Source organism: Hafnia psychrotolerans, assembly GCF_014639435.1.
Classification (GTDB): Bacteria; Pseudomonadota; Gammaproteobacteria; order Enterobacterales; family Enterobacteriaceae; genus Ewingella; species Ewingella psychrotolerans.
On sequence record NZ_BMFZ01000010.1, the window covers coordinates 1 to 17581 of the forward strand.

At 55.7% G+C, this 17581-nt stretch carries 6 protein-coding genes; 2 read left to right on the plus strand and 4 right to left on the minus strand.

Features of this window, described 5'->3' with window-relative positions:
• Nucleotides 1-1017, minus strand: a 1017-nt coding sequence (locus IEV89_RS16865) for a hemagglutinin repeat-containing protein (RefSeq protein WP_308420888.1), incomplete at its 3' end; no start/stop codon positions are given.
• Between IEV89_RS16865 and IEV89_RS16870 the strand changes: the two genes are divergently transcribed.
• Both IEV89_RS16870 and IEV89_RS16875 read left to right on the plus strand, forming a co-directional pair.
• A complete protein-coding gene (locus IEV89_RS16870; RefSeq protein ID WP_229746510.1) occupies nucleotides 966-1133 on the plus strand; it encodes a hypothetical protein in 168 nt (55 codons plus the stop codon). The genes IEV89_RS16865 and IEV89_RS16870 overlap by 52 nt on opposite strands.
• A 79-nt stretch (nucleotides 1134-1212) precedes the next feature.
• Nucleotides 1213-1560 carry a SymE family type I addiction module toxin gene (locus tag IEV89_RS16875; protein ID WP_188474693.1) on the plus strand — a complete coding sequence of 116 codons (348 nt, stop codon included), beginning with the start codon at nucleotides 1213-1215 and terminating at the stop codon, nucleotides 1558-1560.
• A gap of 43 nt (nucleotides 1561-1603) precedes the next feature.
• Here IEV89_RS16875 and IEV89_RS16880 read toward each other — a convergent pair whose 3' ends face one another.
• From IEV89_RS16880 to IEV89_RS16890, 3 genes are read right to left on the minus strand one after another with little or no spacing between them, the layout of a single operon-like run.
• Nucleotides 1604-2065 carry a DUF6392 family protein gene (locus IEV89_RS16880; protein WP_188474694.1) on the minus strand — a complete coding sequence of 154 codons (462 nt, stop codon included), beginning with the start codon at nucleotides 2063-2065 and terminating at the stop codon, nucleotides 1604-1606.
• On the minus strand, nucleotides 2065-15696 hold the full coding sequence (locus IEV89_RS16885; RefSeq protein ID WP_188474695.1) for a hemagglutinin repeat-containing protein: 13632 nt from the start codon (nucleotides 15694-15696) through the stop codon (nucleotides 2065-2067). Before IEV89_RS16885 ends, IEV89_RS16880 begins: the two co-directional genes overlap by 1 nt.
• A 20-nt stretch (nucleotides 15697-15716) precedes the next feature.
• Nucleotides 15717-17357, minus strand: coding sequence for a ShlB/FhaC/HecB family hemolysin secretion/activation protein (locus IEV89_RS16890; RefSeq protein WP_188474814.1), 1641 nt, complete (start codon nucleotides 17355-17357; stop codon nucleotides 15717-15719).
• Nucleotides 17358-17581: the final 224 nt, after the last annotated feature.

Genomic DNA, 17581 nt, shown 5'->3' on the forward strand with positions numbered 1-17581 from the left:
GTTTTCTTTATCCGCTTTCAGCCGGGACTGAACCGCCCCCATCGTCTGCACGCTCAGCGCAACCGCTTCACGTTGTAGCTCAAGGCGATCCGCAATTTTCCCCTGGTCAAAACCGTCACTGACTTTCCCATTGGCATGGTCAGTATCACGGCTCAGCGTGGCCACATCCTGCTGCTGATGAGCCGCATCCGTGATGGTGATCATGCCCGGTGAGACCGCTGCCGCCGTGGTCCCTTTATCATCCCCCTGGCTTAATGCCAGCCCACCGGTCGGAACACTATTGGTTGAAACGCTGACCGAGTAACCCGAACCCTGATAATCCGAGACGTTGGCAATATCCCGCCATCCCAGCGTACCGGTTTCAAGGGTGTTTTTGTCTGCCGGTGCCTGCGAGGCAATCACGGCACCATCAAGCTGAGTATGGTCTTTCACAATGATGTGGTAACCGCCATCGCCCGCATTGATACCACTTTGCTCATTCACCGACGCATAGTTATTTTTAAGTATCTGCTGGCTAAGGTTGGCGTTCCCGGCAACGACCTGACCGGCGCAAATCGGTGGGACACAGATACTGACGTTAATGCCTCCACGGGTGTCTTTGCTGTCGTAAGTGGCCGTATCCTGCACACTACTGATCGTCAGATTGCCGCCCACATTGGCCTGCACACGCCCGCCATTCAGGACGGCACCGGTTAGCGTCGTGTCCCCGCCACTGTTGATATTCAACCTATCGGATGCCGTGATATGGCTGTTCTGATTGCTCAGCGACGTCCCATTCTCAATACCTTTTTGCCCGCTGGCTGAAAGTTCGATAGTGAAACCATTTTGCTGACCCCCCAGGCCGAACCCCACGCCCACACCAAGCTCGGTATTACACCGTCGGCTACCGCCCCAACGGCGGCAGGCCGAAACCGCTGTCCATACTTCCCACTGTAGCCAGGATACTTTCGGTTTCTCTGGAAGGTTTGCTGGGTGAAGAGACGCTGATATCACCGCGCAAGCGCGGCCCGGCTTCACGACTGGAGCAGCAGATCCAGATGATCGGCCAGTTGCCGAAGAGTAAGCAGAAGTTTGTGTCGGAGATGCTGGACGCCGTGATAGCACAGGCGCAGCAGGCAGGAACGGACAGCTAAAAGAAGATTTTTAACGCGGGCTGAAGGTGTCTCACCACCGACAGCCCGCTGACCACAACTAACTGTTAGGGGGTTAATTATGGCTGAACAGGATACTAAGCCAGAAGTTGTCACAACTGAAGCGCCGGAACTAAAAAACCGTCGTTATACCGTGGGTTATATTCGGGACTCGAAGCATTTCCAGCCATCGCCCAGTATTACGCTTAAAGGTGGCTGGCTGGAAGTGGCGGGATTTGCAACCGGGACGCCGGTTAACGTGCGGGTGATGAACGGTTGTCTGGTGCTGACGGCAGAAGTACCGCCACCCGAACCGGAAGTGATACAGGCCCTGCGCCAGCTCTGCCCGAAGCTCTCAGCCCGTAAGCAGCGGGAGCTGTTGGGGGTGATTCAGGTGATGGCGAAGCCGCAGAAGCGGAGTGCAGGCTGACTGTTAAAGCAAAAATCCCAGCCGCATGGGCTGGGATTTCTTATTAATCAGAAGATATCAGACTAGCTCTACATAACTGGTCTATTTGGTCAAATTGAAGGTGTAAGGCATAGCCTTTTAACTCATATCTAACCCAACGATTTATATAACCTAATAGCATATCCATTTTTCCACCACCACTTGAAACAGGCTTACCTAACGCTTCTGTTACTGATTTTTCACTCTGTCCTGAGCTGACTCCACATAACAGCTGCCCATTAAAAATGCCGTAACCTTCGGAACCATCAAAATAAAAATGAATATGATTTAATAGATCATTCCTAAAACCGATTTCAAGGCCTGAATGAATATATTTATAGTGCTTTGTATGCCCTATAGGATCGTTATCATCAATAGGATCTTCAGATAATTGGGCTGTTTCACCTATGGATAATATGAGGTCAGTGAATTCGCTAGACGATTCATTTTTACCCAAGGAATTGATACATTTCGTCCAAACAGCCATTACTTGATTACTCCTATTTGCTGGTTCCTATCCTTGATTTGTTTTATCGCATCATCAACCAATTTAGGATCATAGCCTCGATCCAACATGTTTTTTCTTAAAGATTCTGTGTCACGGCACTCAGCACCACACAAATCCACCGCGTCTTGCTTAACCTGTGCTGGTGTATTTTTACCTTTATAAGTTGGACCAGTTGCGTGAACATCTTTAGGTACTTCAACTGCTGTTGCATTCTGGTAAAGATTTTTAGTTTCAGCATCAGTCAGAGGACGGCCCAGTTCGTTTTCTTTCGACTTTTTAAGCGCAGCAAATGACGGAATATGATCGTGTTCCAATCCATCACCAACTACTTCACGCGCTTTCAGCTCTTTATAAGATCCTACATCGAGTGCCTTAACTGACTGGATTTCACTACTGGCCTTGTTAATCAGCTTTGATGCTTCAGCCACGTCCCCTTTCTTCAGTGCCGTTTCTGCCGCCTTGATGACCTTTCCTGCCGCATCACCTGCGCCAGGGATTATACCGATTGCAGCGGCAAGGTAATCAAGAGCAGACTGTGCTTCCGCAAAGCTTTTGATATCACCCACGACAGGCACAAAGTCAGCGCCCAGCGAAGCCGTTTCTTTCAGCGCCTCACGCCGCTCTTCGTACATCTTCACCGAGCAGGCTTCAGCGCTCATTCCGCCGCAGTTTGCCTTCTTATAGCGCTGGTTTTCAGCCTCAACGTACTCACTAGCTTTCTGCTCCAGCGTCTTACCTTCAGACTGCGCCTGTACGATATCACTCAGCGCATTATTCTCCACCTCATTCTTCGCCGTATTCGCCCCGCTGCCTACGCCGGACAGGCTACCGCTTGCCAGCCCTCCTGCGGTTGAGCCAGCTATCACCACCAGATTATCAATGACCTGCTTCTGCGCTTCTGTCAGTTCTCCCTCTTTTACTTGCGGGTAGAACATTTTGACCAACAGCTTCGCCGTTCCCGCGCTGGTGAATGCACCCGCAGCACCGGCTGTCGCATCACCGCCCTGTGCGCTGGCCAAAAATGCACCCAGCGCAGTATGTAACATAATCCGTAATGGTTCATCACCGGCACTGATTTGTTTAACCAGATTCGCCAGATACGGTGCAGCGGCCCCCGCCGCCGCGCCCTGGAGGTTGCCGCCCAGCAAGCCTGATAATGCGCTGGTAAAGGAAACGCCTGCCGTCCAGTACTTGCCGCCGATGCCGTAATCCTGCTGCATCTGCTTGTATTCCGGGCTGGCGGCAATCTGTTCGCTGGTTAAACCCTGAGCCGATAATTTGGCCACTATCTCGTTTTCTTTATCCGCTTTCAGCCGGGACTGAACCGCCCCCATCGTCTGCACGCTCAGCGCAACCGCTTCACGTTGTAGCTCAAGGCGATCCGCAATTTTCCCCTGGTCAAAACCGTCACTGACTTTGCCATTGGCATGGTCAGTATCACGGCTCAGCGTGGCCACCTCCTGCTGCTGATGAGCCGCATCCGTGATGGTGATCATGCCCGGTGAGACCGCTGCCGATGTTGTTCCTTTATCATCCCCCTGACTTAATGCCAGCCCACCGGTCGGAACGCTATTGGTTGAAACGCTGACCGAGTAACCCGAACCCTGATAATCCGAGACGTTGGCAATATCCCGCCATCCCAGCGTACCGGTTTCAAGGGTGTTTTTGTCTGCCGGTGCCTGCGAAGCAATCACGGCACCATCAAGCTGAGTATGGTCTTTCACAATGATGTGGTAACCGCCATCGCCCGCATTGATACCACTTTGCTCATTCACCGACGCATAGTTATTTTTAAGTATCTGCTGGCTAAGGTTGGCGTTCCCGGCAACGACCTGACCGGCGCAAATCGGTGGGACACAGATACTGACGTTAATGCCTCCACGGGTGTCTTTGCTGTCGTAAGTGGCCGTATCCTGCACACTACTGATCGTCAGATTGCCGCCCACATTAGCCTGCACACGCCCGCCATTCAGGACGGCACCGGTTAGCGTCGTGTCCCCGCCACTGTTGATATTCAACCCATCAGATGCCGTGATATGGCTGTTCTGATTGCTCAGCGACGTCCCATTCTCAATACCTTTTTGCCCGCTGGCTGAAAGTTCGATAGTGAAACCATTTTGCTGACCCCCCAGGCCGAACCCCACGCCCACCCCACCATGAGAACTGTTACTGCTGCCTTTAATACGCTCTTCTTTCTGTGCTGCCGTCAGCAAGATCTCGTGGCCGGCATCAAGCGTCACATTGTGTCCACGGATATCGACTCCCACGCCCTTGATATCCTGACCCGCGGAAATATTGACATCCTGACCGGCGGCAATTGTGGTTCCCTGACGCGTGGTGGCTTCTTTTTCCTGTTGGCTATGGCTCGAACCCCCACCAACGCTAACGGTCACTTTTACCGCTGCACCATTCATACTGGTCGCTGTTGTCTGAGTAGCGATATCCAGAGCGGCCTGCGCTGCATAAATGGCCGTAAGCCGTGGGTCTTTTTTATCCTCCGCCGATTGTGAGACTTTCTCGATTGACTGCAGGGCACTGACCGCATAACCCGACAATGCCGTTGTTACACCAAACTGTTTACTATGCTGGTCTTGTTCCCGCTTTTCTGTATCAACACTCGGATCCAGAAGAACATTTTCGCCCACCAGATTCACTGACCTGCCTGCGCTGAGATCAGAGCCTGAAATATGCACGTCTTTATCAGCCAAAATACTTACATTACCCAGTCCGCTTTGAATGGTGCTACGTAAGGTACTTTGCTGATCAACATTGTTTAATGTGTGGTATCCAGAGGATTGCCAGCCCACAGTACCGCTGTAACCATCTCCCCCCAAATCACCGATCTTTTGAGAACTGCCCGTCGTTTCATTTAGTGCACTGCTTTGCCCTGCATTAACGAACACATTGCCCTGCGCCGCGTTTAACAACACATTGCCCGTGCCGGTGATGGCGCTGCCCGAAACATTGATATCCCCTGAATGACTGTTCAGAGTGACATTGTCACCACTGATTGTGCTGGCGACCTGACCAACAACATTACCGGTTTCCTTTTCATTTCTCTGACTGCTGGCATAAGGAGTCATACCAGCTCCGTTATTCGGGCCGCCACCCACATGACGAGTCAGGGTTCCAACATCGGCAATGGCAGTACTTAGGCCCCAGCTGCTGTCGGAAGAGTGACTCCGGGTAGTTTGCGTTTCACTCGCACTCTGTATATTGATATTCCTGGCAGCGTCCAGGGAGGTATCGCCTCCGGCGTGAACCGCACTGCCCAATACCGTGATATCTCCTGACGTGGCTTTGCCGGATGCATCTGTCTGCCCGTTGCCGCGTGCGTTCAGCTGAATATTACCGGCTGCCGTCAGAGCACTTCCGCTTTGATAAATCCCTTCACTGTGTTGCGACATTACGCCAGACGATTTTCCAAAACTCAGCGCCAGTTGCGGTGTATCGGCTCCCATTGCCCCGATTTCGTTAATGTACTGATGAGCTTTTTGAGTTCCGCCCTGGGTGTTTGAAATATCTTTAATGTTTTTATAAGCGTCATACGGTGTGCCTTTTAATGACAATCCAATACCACTGCTTTTTGTTTCCACCTTGCTGTCTTCACGCGTCTCATCACGGCCTGGTGTAATCGCGATATTTTGCGCATTGAGGCTGATGTTACCTGCCGATGAATCGATCGCCGCCGGGCTTCTGGCTGCAATAACGTCACTGCCCGCAATCCCAATATTTTTCCCCGCGATGATGCTGATGTTACCGTTCGATGTTCCGATGATGCTGCGGGCATCGCGCTGACTGATTTCAGCGCCGTCATACTGAGATTTTGCCGATTGTTTGCCGATGGTGAATCCCAGACCGCCACCACTCATAAGACCCGATTTTTTGGTCTCTTTTAAGCTGTAGTGAGAGCGGGTGTCGGTCGCTGCAACGATATCGACATTATTCCCCGCCTTCAGTGTCACATCACTATCACCCACCACTGACGAGCCTTTCACCGTTAAATCTTGCCCGGCGGTGATCGATACCTTGTCACCGCTCAGCTGCGTGGCTTTTTCGGTAGAGGCGTAGTCCTCTTTTACGGTGTGGGTGGTGGTTTTAGAGAACAGCCGTTTTTTCGTTTTGGTCTGCTCATCGTAGCTGTATTCACTTTCCTGTGCGGTGGTGAGATTGACGTCACGCCCGGCGCTCAGGGCCAGATCGCCTTTCGCTTCAACCTCCGCAGCCTGCGTGGTGATATCGCGTCCGGCGGCGATAGTGGTACTGCCGCCGCTGGAAATCGCCGTCCCTTCCTGCCCCACATTCTCACGGATACTCACGCTTTTATTACCGTGGGTTTCGCTGTAGGTGCGGGTCTGCTCGGCATTCAGGTTGACATCACGACCCGCGCTGAGCGAGGCGTTGAGGTCAGCGGTCAGTTGCGCGGCCTGGGAGTTCAAGTCACGGCCTGCACTCAGAGCCAGATTACCGCCGCTGCTGACCACGGTTCGTGTGGCGTTGTTATTATCAGTCTGATTTTTACCGTTGGTCTGATGGCTGCTTTTGTCCATCGTGTCGAGGTTGATGTCGTTGGCCGCCGCAAGCTTCGCGTCGCCTTTGGCGGTGACGGCGCTGCCTGCCAAGGTCAGGTCGTTACCTGCCCTGGCCGACAGATTGCCGCCCGCACTGACCGAACTGGCCTGGCTGTCGGTGGTCACTCTGCTGCTGTTTGCTGTGGATTTACTGCTGCTGAGCGCATTGGCTTTGATGTTGATGTCGTTCAGCGCCACCAGTTGTAGATCACTGCCTGCGGTGAGTTTGGCACCGGCGTTGTTGATCGTGTTACCGGCGCTGAGCGACAGCCCTTGGCTGGCCGAGATGCTGGCAACATCACCGGTCAAGATGTCACTGAAGGTCAACTGCGAGGTTTTATTTTTACTGGTACTCGGCGCGGCATTCCACTGCTGAGCCTGCGTAACGTTGTTGATATCCCCGCCAACCGAGGCCAGTGCCACCGTCTGCCCGGCGATTGAAGACCCGATGTTATTGATATCGCCCAGTGCACTCAGTTGCAGGTTGCCGTTAGAGGCGATCAGACCCGCATTGAGGTTATCCAGCGAGCTGCTGCTTTTGGCCACCAGCTGGGTGTCAGCCTGAAGGGTACTGCCGGCGTTAACGATATGTCCGGCGTCAAGATTGACCGTATTGCCGGAGATCACGCTGCCCGTTACCGCATGGGTATCGTTGGCCGAAAGATAGAGTTTCGGAGCCAGAACGGTCTGCCCGTTGACGGTGGTTTTCTCCCACCAGACAATGCTTTTGGTCAGTGCGGCGACCTGTTCTGGCGACAGGCTAACACCCAGTTGCAAGCCAAGACCCGCTTGTTGCCCGGCGGCGTTGTCGATCAAATACTGCATCTGCGCCAGGTCAGAACCGGTGCCGCCGACGTAACGCTGGCCGGTTCTGCTGAGCACCGCGTTGCTGACATAGCGGGTATCAAAGGCTGCATCGCCGAGGAATTTATAGTCGTAATCCGGTGTCAGATTCAGCCGGTCCATAAAGTAGGCCGAGCCGATGAATTTACTCTCGTCGGTATAGACCGGTGCCGTTTCAATCCGCGGGCTGGAAGGCGTGCCCGGCTGAACGACACGATTAACCACCGTGCCCAGGGCTGGGACAGAAGCTGCCGCAGTGACAAATTTATCCCCTGTCGCTGATGTCGCCGCGAAAGCCAGCGTTGATGACGAAGATAAGGCTGGCAGTGAGCCAGATGAGCCCACAGAGACAAAACTCAGCCCTCCGCCGTTTTGTGTTGTCTGCTGATTAATCCCGGAAATCGAAGATGTCGGACGCGACAGATAGTCATTTAAGCCGTTAAACAGCGAAGGATCGGTTTTACCTATCCCGCCAAGTTGCGGGTTGGTGGTGATCAGATACGGGCTGGACGGATCTTTACTGGCGACAAACAGGCCGTTATTGCCGGTCGGAAGTGGGTAATCCGTCAGGGCCGCGCCCTGATTACCGATTTGCCTGAGGGCATTACTGATGGAATCATTCCACTGAACGGAACCCAGCACCAGATTTTTGCCCGCGGCCAGTGGCTGGTTCTGTGTTCCACCAACAGGCTGGAGACCGGCCGTCCCGTTAAGGTTTGGCGCATTCAGTGCATGAGATAAGCCGCCCGCATTGGCGGTGGTGTTGGTATTGCTGATGTTATTGCTGAAACTGGCGTTGACTGCGCCTCCCGCCTGAATAACTGAGCGGAGGCCTTCGCCGGTGCTGACATTCTCATAAGTCGGTGCTTCAGAGAGGTTATAGGTCACGGTTGAATCAACGCTGTCCCCGCGTCCGACAGTCGACTGGGTGGAATCGGAAGTTGTAGCAAACGTTTTTTTATAATCCTTGCTATCAGGATTATCAGACCCCAGTGTGCCGGTATAGGTGTAGGTAAGATATTTATTCTGAATACCATTTTCATAGGACTGGTTATTCAGATTCACACCAGACAGTGAGATATTCTTACCCGCCAGAATATTACTGCCGACATTGTCCAGAGTGTTGGCTGCAATATTGATATTGTTGTTAGCGGCAATACGTCCGGCACCTCCGCTGGCCGTCGCCGTCACGGTTGATGTGCCCTCCAGGAACTCTTTAACTGATCCTTTTTGGTTGGGTGCCAGATAGCTGGTTGTTATGCTCCAGCGCTCACCATTACTGCCGCTTCCGCCGTTGTTATAATTGAACGTTGACAGGTAAATACCCAGTTCATCATCATCCAGATCCCCCAGACGCACCTTGATCGAACTGGCACCGCCGGATGCCGGGCTGGCTGCCGCCGCCTGATAAGAGCTCGACGTACTCAGCCCGTCCCGCTGATTCAGCAGATGGCCGGTATTAATGGTGATATCACCGTTGGTGGTTTCGATATTGCCGGAGGTGTTGATCACTTCGCTGTTGGTATTCCCGGCGGCGTCCCGCTGCAACCACAGGCTGTTACCGGCCAGAATGTCACCACGGTTATTTTGGATGCTGTCGGCCAGTAACTGCATATTATTGCCGGCGTACAGCAGGGCGCGGTTAACCAACTGACCGACGGCGTACATCATGACATTGCCCGCACCGCCCACAAATCCACTGTTGTTGAGCAGGCCACGGCTGTTTAGGCGAATATCCCCGCCGGACTGCACGCTGCCGTTACCGTTGAGGGTGATGTTGCTGGCATCCACGCCCACCGTGCCACCGCCGCCGCGCAGTTGGCCGTTATTCACAAAGTTGCCGGTCGAGCTGAGCTGGATGCCGTTGCCCTGCAATGTGCCTAGCACATTCAGGTCGCCCTGCGTGCTCAGGTTGAGGTTCTGCCCGGCTGCCAGCGTGCCGGTCTGGGTAAAGCCCGAACCGAGTTGTAGCGTCATATCGCCCAGTGCCAGCAAGCTACCGGACTGATTTAGTGCTGGTGTCACCAGCGTCAGGTTACCGGCGCTGTAAAGTTTGCCACCCGACTGATTGTCAGCGTTCTGAACGTTGATCCCCAGCATCTGGCTGCCAAACAGGGTGCCCGTGTTATGCAGTTCGTTACCGGTCAGTTGCAGCCAGTCGCCCTGAAGTTGCCCCTGATTATGGGTCTGGTCGACATTGAGTGTGCTGCTACCCTGGCCAGTCAACGTGCCGCTGTTATTAAGCGTACTGCCGGTTATCGTCAGTCCCTGCGCCTGCAGTACGCCGTTGTTGGTCAACGTCGGTGCAAAAACAGTAAGACGGCCACCGGTCAGCAGCGTGCCCTGATTGTTGAGATTATTGGAGAGGGTCAGATGAGTGGCGCCGTCACCTTGCAACTGCCCCTGATTGAGCAAAGACTGTGCGCCGAGATCCAGCGTTCCCTGACTGCGCAGCATGCCGCCGCTCAGGTTATTGATCGCGTTTTGCACCGTCCCCTGCAGGCTTTGCTGCCCCTGCAACTGCCCAGCGTTAGCCACGCTGTTGGTTGTCAGGATCAGGTTGTTGGCCTGAATATTCCCGCTGTTGGCGATATTACCGGCATTCAGCGTGGCGGTACCGCCGCTGAGTAAAGCACCGCCCTGCTGCACCTGTAGCTGACCGCTGAGCGCGGTGGCAAGCTGACTGACGCCACTGACCGCACCGCTGTTAGCGAGTGTTCCGCCCTGCAGAGTGAGGTTATTCGCCGACCAGTTCCCCTGATTATTCAGGCTGGCGGCTTGTAAAACGGCCAGTCCGGTAGAAACGACTTTGCCCTGCGCTTGCGTGTTCAGCGCACCGGTCAGAATAAGGTTGGCACGCGACGCAGTCTGAATTGCCCCGTTGAGATCCAGCTGGCTGGCATGTAAATCTGCACTGTCGGCCTGCCAGCTACCGTTGTTGGTGACGTGTGCGGCGGTGACGCTCAAAGCACCCTGAGTCAGCATTTTTCCCGAGGTCGCGTTGTTGAGGTCCTGTACCAGCTGCGCCGTCAGGCCTTTCAGACCCATCAGATTACCGCTGTTATCCGCGCCGTTCGCACTGAGCGCCAGCGTGTTTCCCTGAATTTGTCCCTGATTGGTGATGTGCGACGCGGTGACCGTCGCGTCTTTATCACTGAGCAACTGGCCGCTGTTTTCCAGCGTAGCCGCATTGACTGTTGCATTACCGGAAGTGAGCAGGCTGCCTGCGTTATTCAGGTCGCCCTGAACCTGTGCATTAAGGCCGGCAGTCCCGAGCGCGGTGCCGGTGTTGTTCAGGCTGTTGCCGGTCAGCGTCAACTGATGGCCCTGCAAACGCCCCTGATTTTGGGTATCGCCCAGATGCAAATCGAGCGTACCGCCAGACAGCACTTTGCCCTGCGCGCCGTTGGTCAACGTCCCGGCGGTGAGCGTGGTATTGCCGTTACCCTGCAGCAGGCCGTTGTTGCTGATACCGTTCGCCGTCACGCCCACCGTTTTTGCCGCCAGCGTGCCGTTGTTGGTCAGCGTGGGCGCAGAGATTGTCATGGTGTTGCCAGCAGAAATCATTCCCAACTGCTGATTGGTCACGCTGTCGCTGGCATTGACGTCGACATCACCGGCAGTGATCGTCCCCTGATTAACCAGCGTTTTTCCTTCGAGGTTCATCTGGTTTTGTGCCGCCAGGCTCCCCAGTTGCTGCAGAGCATTGGCTTTGGCGTGCAGACGGTTATCGGCAGTGATCGCCCCGCTATTGGTCAGCGTACCGGCAGTGATATCTACATCATTTGCCCCCAGCGAGGCGGTATTATTAAGGGTGCCAGCCTGCAGGGTTAATGTTCCCGGCGTCACCAGTTTGCCGTCTAAATCAGCCCCGGTAGACGCACTGATCCCCAGCGCATTTTTACCCTGCGTCTGCGAACCGTGACCGGTGGTCAGTTGCTGCGTGGTCAGCGCCATGCTGCCGTCGGCGGAAAGGAAACCGTTAAGCTTCGCCACACCGGCATTCAGGTTGACGTCGCCCTGACTGGTCTGAACGGAACCCGCGCGGCTGGTCAGCGTGGTGGCGTTAAGATCTGCGCCCTGCGAGCCGGTCAGCGTGCCGCCCAAATCCGCCTGCGCCGTTTTCAGAGTCAGTTTGCCATCCGCCAGCAATGTCGCGGCATCGCCGGAGATCACAAGGTCACGGACGTTCAGCCCTAAGTTACCCTGAGTGCCGGTCAGTCCCTGATTATTGAGCTGATTCAGGGTAAGCGTCTGGTCACCACCGGATTGCGAGGTGCCATTGTTATTGAAGGTATCGCCGCTGAGCTGCTGGTTGCCAAGAGACTGGAGCAGGCCGGTATTATTCAGCGTGCTGAAACTGAATTGCCCGTTGCGGTTAGCGGCAAGCGTGCCGCCGTTGCTGAAATCGCCGGATGAAAAGCCGAGATCCCGCCCGGAGATCAGACTGCCGAGCCACTGCCCGCCCTGAGTGATGTTGGCCTGTACATCGTTCTGCGCAGATGTTTTGCCGCTGGCGGCAGCGTTAAGCTGGTCGGCAGTGAGGGTCAGATTATTTCCGGCGCTGGTGGTGCCGTCGAGCTGCTGTTGACGGGAAGATAACGTCATATCCCCCCGCGACCTCAGAGCCCCCTTGTCGTGCAACTGCAACACGCCACCGCTGGCTTCCACAGTTTGTCCGTCAAGTGCGCCATCAATCGTCGCGACGTTGCTCGCCGCAACGGCTAGATCTTTATCACTGTGAAGATTACCCGCCGCACCAACCGACAGATCAGCAGCGTGGATACCCACGTTGCCCGTCGTGGAAAGCTGCCCGTTGAGCGCCTGCTGTGCTGCGTTGAGCTGGATATCGCCGAGGCTGGTGATCAGCGAGTTTTGTCCGCCGTTCAGGGAATCTGCATTGAGCGTCAGACCATTCTTACCGGTCAGCGTGCCGTTAACGGTCATCTGGCCGCCGCCGATGTTCAGTTGCTCACCCGCAAACAGCGAACCCTGATTGCCGATAGTCATCTGGTCAGCAATCTGTAACCCCAGCCCCTGCTGTGAGCCGATCAACCCCTGATTATCGAGCGAGTTTGCATTGATGTTTTGCACACCGCCGGACTGTAATTTACCGGTATTGCGAATGTCCGAAGCATTGAGGGTCTGCTTGCCCTGCGCCTGGATAAGCCCGCCGTTGGTCAGTTTTTGGGTGGTGAACTGTGTGTCACCGCCGGCCGCCAGCGTACCGTTATTCGTCATGTCGGCAGCATTAACACCAAGATCACCGCCCGCGGTCATACTGCCGTTCCACACACCGTTATTGCCCGCGTTAGTCTGCACGTTGCCAACGGCGTACACCTGCGCACCGCTGACAGCGTTCAGGCTGCCGCTGCCCAGCAGCAGATCCCGTCCGGCACGCAAATTACCGACGAGCGTAGTCACGCCGCTGGCCTGAACGTCCGCATCCGTGCCCGACTGGATTTGCGAACCGGCCAGCGTGGCTAACTGTTCGAAGCGCCCGGTGAGCTGGTTATCGCTGGAGACCAGCCCGCCGATCTGTGCATTGTCGGCATTCAGCGATAAATGGCCAGCGCTGGAGAGGGTGGAGTCGGCGGTAGTCGTCAGTGAACCGAAGTCTAACTGACTGTTCTGCTGGCCGGTTATCTGACCACCTAGCTGCGCCTGTCCGGCATTAATTGCCAGTGCACCAGTGGCATCGATCGTCCCCTCCGCGCCCTGACTCAGACTCTGTTTAGCCTGCAGTTGTAACGCCTTGCCAGCACCAATAGCGCCGTTGTTGCGCAGTTGGTCCGTCGTGATGTGCTGTGCGCCCTTTGCCTGAACCGTTCCGCTGTTTGCAAACGACGCGCTCTGCACCGTCTGGTCACCCTGCGCCTGCAACGTCCCGCTGTTGTTCAGATTCTGGGTGGTCATCGTGGTATTACCGCCCGCGTCAATCAGCCCGGCATTGTCAACACGATCGCTGGTAAAACTGATATCCCTCTGGCTGGTGATCACCGCAGTTTTGCCGGTGGTGACCGAGTCCGTTGTCGACGTCAGCCCTTTGGTGCCGGTCAGCATGCCGTCAACGGTGAGCTGGCCGCTGTCAATATTCAGCTGGTCGCCTGCCAGCAAACTGCCCTTTTCACCCACGGTCATTGGACCGGCGATTTGGAAGTTCAGCCCCTGCAGTGAACCGATCAATCCCTGGCTGCCGAGCGAATTTGCGGTGATATTTTGTACACCACCGGACTGTAATTTACCGGTATTACTGATATCCGAAGCATTGAGGGTCTGTTTGCCCTGTGCCTGGATAAGCCCGCCGTTGGTCAGTTTTTGGGTGGTGAACTGTGTGTCACCGCCTGCTGCCAGCGTACCGTTATTCGTCATGTCGGCAGCATTAACACCAAGATCACCGCCCGCGGTCAGACTGCCGCTCCACACTCCGTTATTGCCCGCGTCTGCCTGCACGTTGCCCACGGCGTACACCTGCGCACCGCTGGCGGCGTTCAGGCTGCCGCTGCCCAGCAGCAGATCCCGTCCGGTACGCAGATTACCGCCCAGCGTAGTCACGCCGCTGGCCTGAACGTCCGCATCCGTGCCCGACTGAATTTGCGAACCGGCCAGCGTGGCTAACTGTCCGAAGCGCCCGGTGAGCTGGTTATCGCTGGAGACCAGCCCGCCGATCTGCGCGCTGTCCGCATTCAGCGATAAATTGCCCACGCTGGATAAAGTTGACCCACCTTGCGTGCTGAGGGAACCGGCGTTGATCTGGCCGCCCTGTTGCCCGGTGGTCTTTCCGGCAAGCTCTGCCTGACCGGCCTTGATACCCAGCGCGCCATCCGCCGCTGTCGTACCATTGACGCCCTGGATCAGATCCTGATGGGCCGTCAGTTGCAACGCGCCTCCGGCACTGATCGCGCCGTTATTAATCAGGCTGTCGGACTGAATTTGCTGCGCCCCTTTTGCCTGCAGCGCGCCGCTATTGGTCAGGCGCCGGGTGGTCAGACTGGCGTTACCGCTGGCGGCGATCAGCCCGTTGTTGGTGAGATCTCCGGCGTTCAGTTGGAGATCTTTACCTGCCGTCAGGCTGCCCTGCCACTGCCCGCCCTGCGTCGCCGTGGCGTGGATATTGCCTGCCGCAGAAACCTGCGCGGTATTGCCTGAATTGAGCTGGTCAGCCGCCAGCGTCATATTGCCTCCGCTGGTCACTTGACTGCTCTGCACCGCCAACTGTCCCTGGCTGTTGAGCACCATATCGCCGCCCGACTGCTGGGTGCCATTGAGGGCGATAGCCTGCGCATTGGCGGTGATCTTGCCGGTTGACGTCGCATTGCTGAGCGTCAGCTTGCCACTGGTGTCAATTTGCATGTCACCGACCGATGCATTCAGGTTGCCGAGATTGACCCCGACGCCCTTGTCGCTGGAGACCAGATGAATGCGGTTGGCATACATGCCGCCGAGCGCACCGGTATCGATCGCCACTGCCGGTACGCCTGTACCGGAAATCGGCGTGGCGTTGCCTTGTGCATCCACCCGATTGGCACCGACAGTCACCTTCAGGTCTTTGGCATAGAGGCCGGCATTAATCTTAGCTGCACGGGAAATCAGCGAGAAAGAGTCACTCTGACGCGCATCCAGCCCCTGGCCTTCAACGGTGATGGCGCCCTGCGTCACGTCGAGGGACTGCAATGAGCCATCCGCGCCCAGCACCGGTTTACCGGTGGTCAGCGTCGCATTGGGGGTGTTAAGAAAGCCGCAGCCATTACAGGTAATTCCGTACGGGTTGGCGACCATCACATTCGCCGCTTTACCGGCCACTTCCATGTAGCCATTAAGTTGCGAAGGGTTGGCTGACACCACTTCGTTAATGATGCCCTGCGCTTCTCTGCCTGCCGTCAGATTGGGGTTGTTCTGTATCAGCCCACCCAACTGAGTTTGCGTCAGTTTGCCGGTGGCGTTGTTGAGAATGAGGCCCTGCTGGCCGACGTTGAAATCGTTATATTTGTTATGAGAAATCCCGGCCTGATTCGGAGTGGCGATGTTCACTACCGGCACGCCGTTACCCGCCTGATCGGTGCGGGTGTTGCCTTCGGCCACGGTAATACCCGCCGCAAAGGCCGGGACCATCGGTTGCCAGACCAGCCATCCCATTAGCCCGTACGCCAGTGCTTTACGCCATAACGCGACCGGTTGATCATTGTTCGATTTCATCGCCGAATTCCTTCTCATTTTTACAGTACGAAGCCGATACGGTAGTAGACCGTGACGCGGTCAGGCGACAGGGAGTCCGGATAGCTCAGCGGCCAGCCGACGGTAAACTGGCTGGAAAAATGTGCATTACTGCTCGATAAACCCACCGCCCCGCCCCATAAGGTGCCGGAGGCGTTGGTGTCGTGATTGCTGCGTTGCAGGTAGCCACCATCTAGTGCCGTCACGGCGCTGATTTGTCCGAACACCGGCAGCACGAACAGTTGAGTGTCCAGCTCGTTGCGCCAGTAACCGCCGTTGTCGCCGGAGAGGTATTGCTCTTTGAAACCGCGCACCGAGCTTTCGCCCCCAACGGTCAGACGTTCGCTGCCGTAAAGACGGTCATCGCCCCACTGGCCGTAGGCGCTGGTCAGCCAGGTAATGCGTTGCGTGACAGGCCGGTAATAGCTGGTGGACAGCGTCCATTTGGAGAACTCCGCACGCGGGACATCCGGATTTTTATCTTCATCACTTTCGCCGCCAAACCACGGCACACCACGGCTGAACGCCGGGTTAAGCGTTGCATAGCCGCCCCAGAGTTTCTGGCTGTGATTAATGCCTGCGGTCCAGTTGGTCAGGCTGCGGGTGCTGCTTTCCAGCGGGGCGTCGTTGAGATAATTTCGGTTGAGGCGGTGCGTCAGCCCGAGGCTGGCGGCGGTTTTCATGTCGCCGTTGCGAAACAGTACGCGGGAGAGGGTGAAACGGTGCGTCTGGCTGTCGCCGGTGGAGCGCCACAGATAACCCTGCGATTCAATCGTGCTGAGATAATCGCTGTAGCTGTAGTTGTAATCGAACAGCCAGTAGCCGTAAGGCAGGTTGACGCCCGCCTGCACGCTTTTCGCATCATGGTCACTGGCCCAGTCGCTGCTGCGCGCAGTGCTGACAAACCACTGATCTGCCAGTCCGAGCAGATTATTGCCGGTCAGCGAGCCGCTGAGCTGTCCGGTGCCGGTGCTTTTCTGCCCTGAGTTATCAAAACCGGCGCTGGCCTGCAGCGGGAACTCAGGCTTTGAGGTGAGGTTGACGATGGAGTATCCCGGCTGGGTGCCGGGTTGAATCTCAATCTGTACCGGCGTTTTGCGCAGGCGGTTAATTTGCTCCATACCCTGCTCGATATCGCGCAGGTTAAGAATTTTGCCAGTAAGACCAGGAAACACCATCGCCAGCATTGCGCCGCGTTGGTTTTCCATTTTGATGGCTTCCAGCTTGCCTTCCATCACCGTCAGGCTGAGCGTGCCGGAAGACAAATCCTGTTCAGTCAGAAAGGCTCGGCTGGTGATGTAACCCTGGCCGATATACCAGTCTGAGACTTGCTTGACGAGTGCGTTAATCTGGCCGATGCCAAGGCACTGTTGCAGATAGGGTTGGGTCAGTTTGCGCTGCACGCGGGTAGGCATTTTGTCTGCACCGCTGAGCGTAATGGCGTGAATATCAAAGCACGGACCGCCGGGTTGCGCTGGCGTTTGCGGTGCGGGGGCGACTGACGTGCTGCGCTCCAGTTCCTGACGCTGCTGCTGGTTCTGCTGCAGAAGTTGCCGCTGCTGCTGTTCGATGCTGTCGCGGTCTGCCGGGCTGAGAGATGCGGCCTGAGCAGAAAGCGAAAGAACCATCGAAATCGCCATCATTCCACGGGCAATCCGCGTGAAGGTCTGAAACGGTAATACGCATTTTATAGAGAGGAGTACAGTTGCAGTGCTACGGATTTCCATATCGATGCCGGTTTTCTGACCGTTGCGCTATCTTCAATCCACCCCAAATACAATGCGTCAGGTGTCGCTACGGTATTAAGTTAAAGTTGAATATCATCCCGTTATCGGCAGGATTCCGTTTTTCTTTATAAAAAACTACA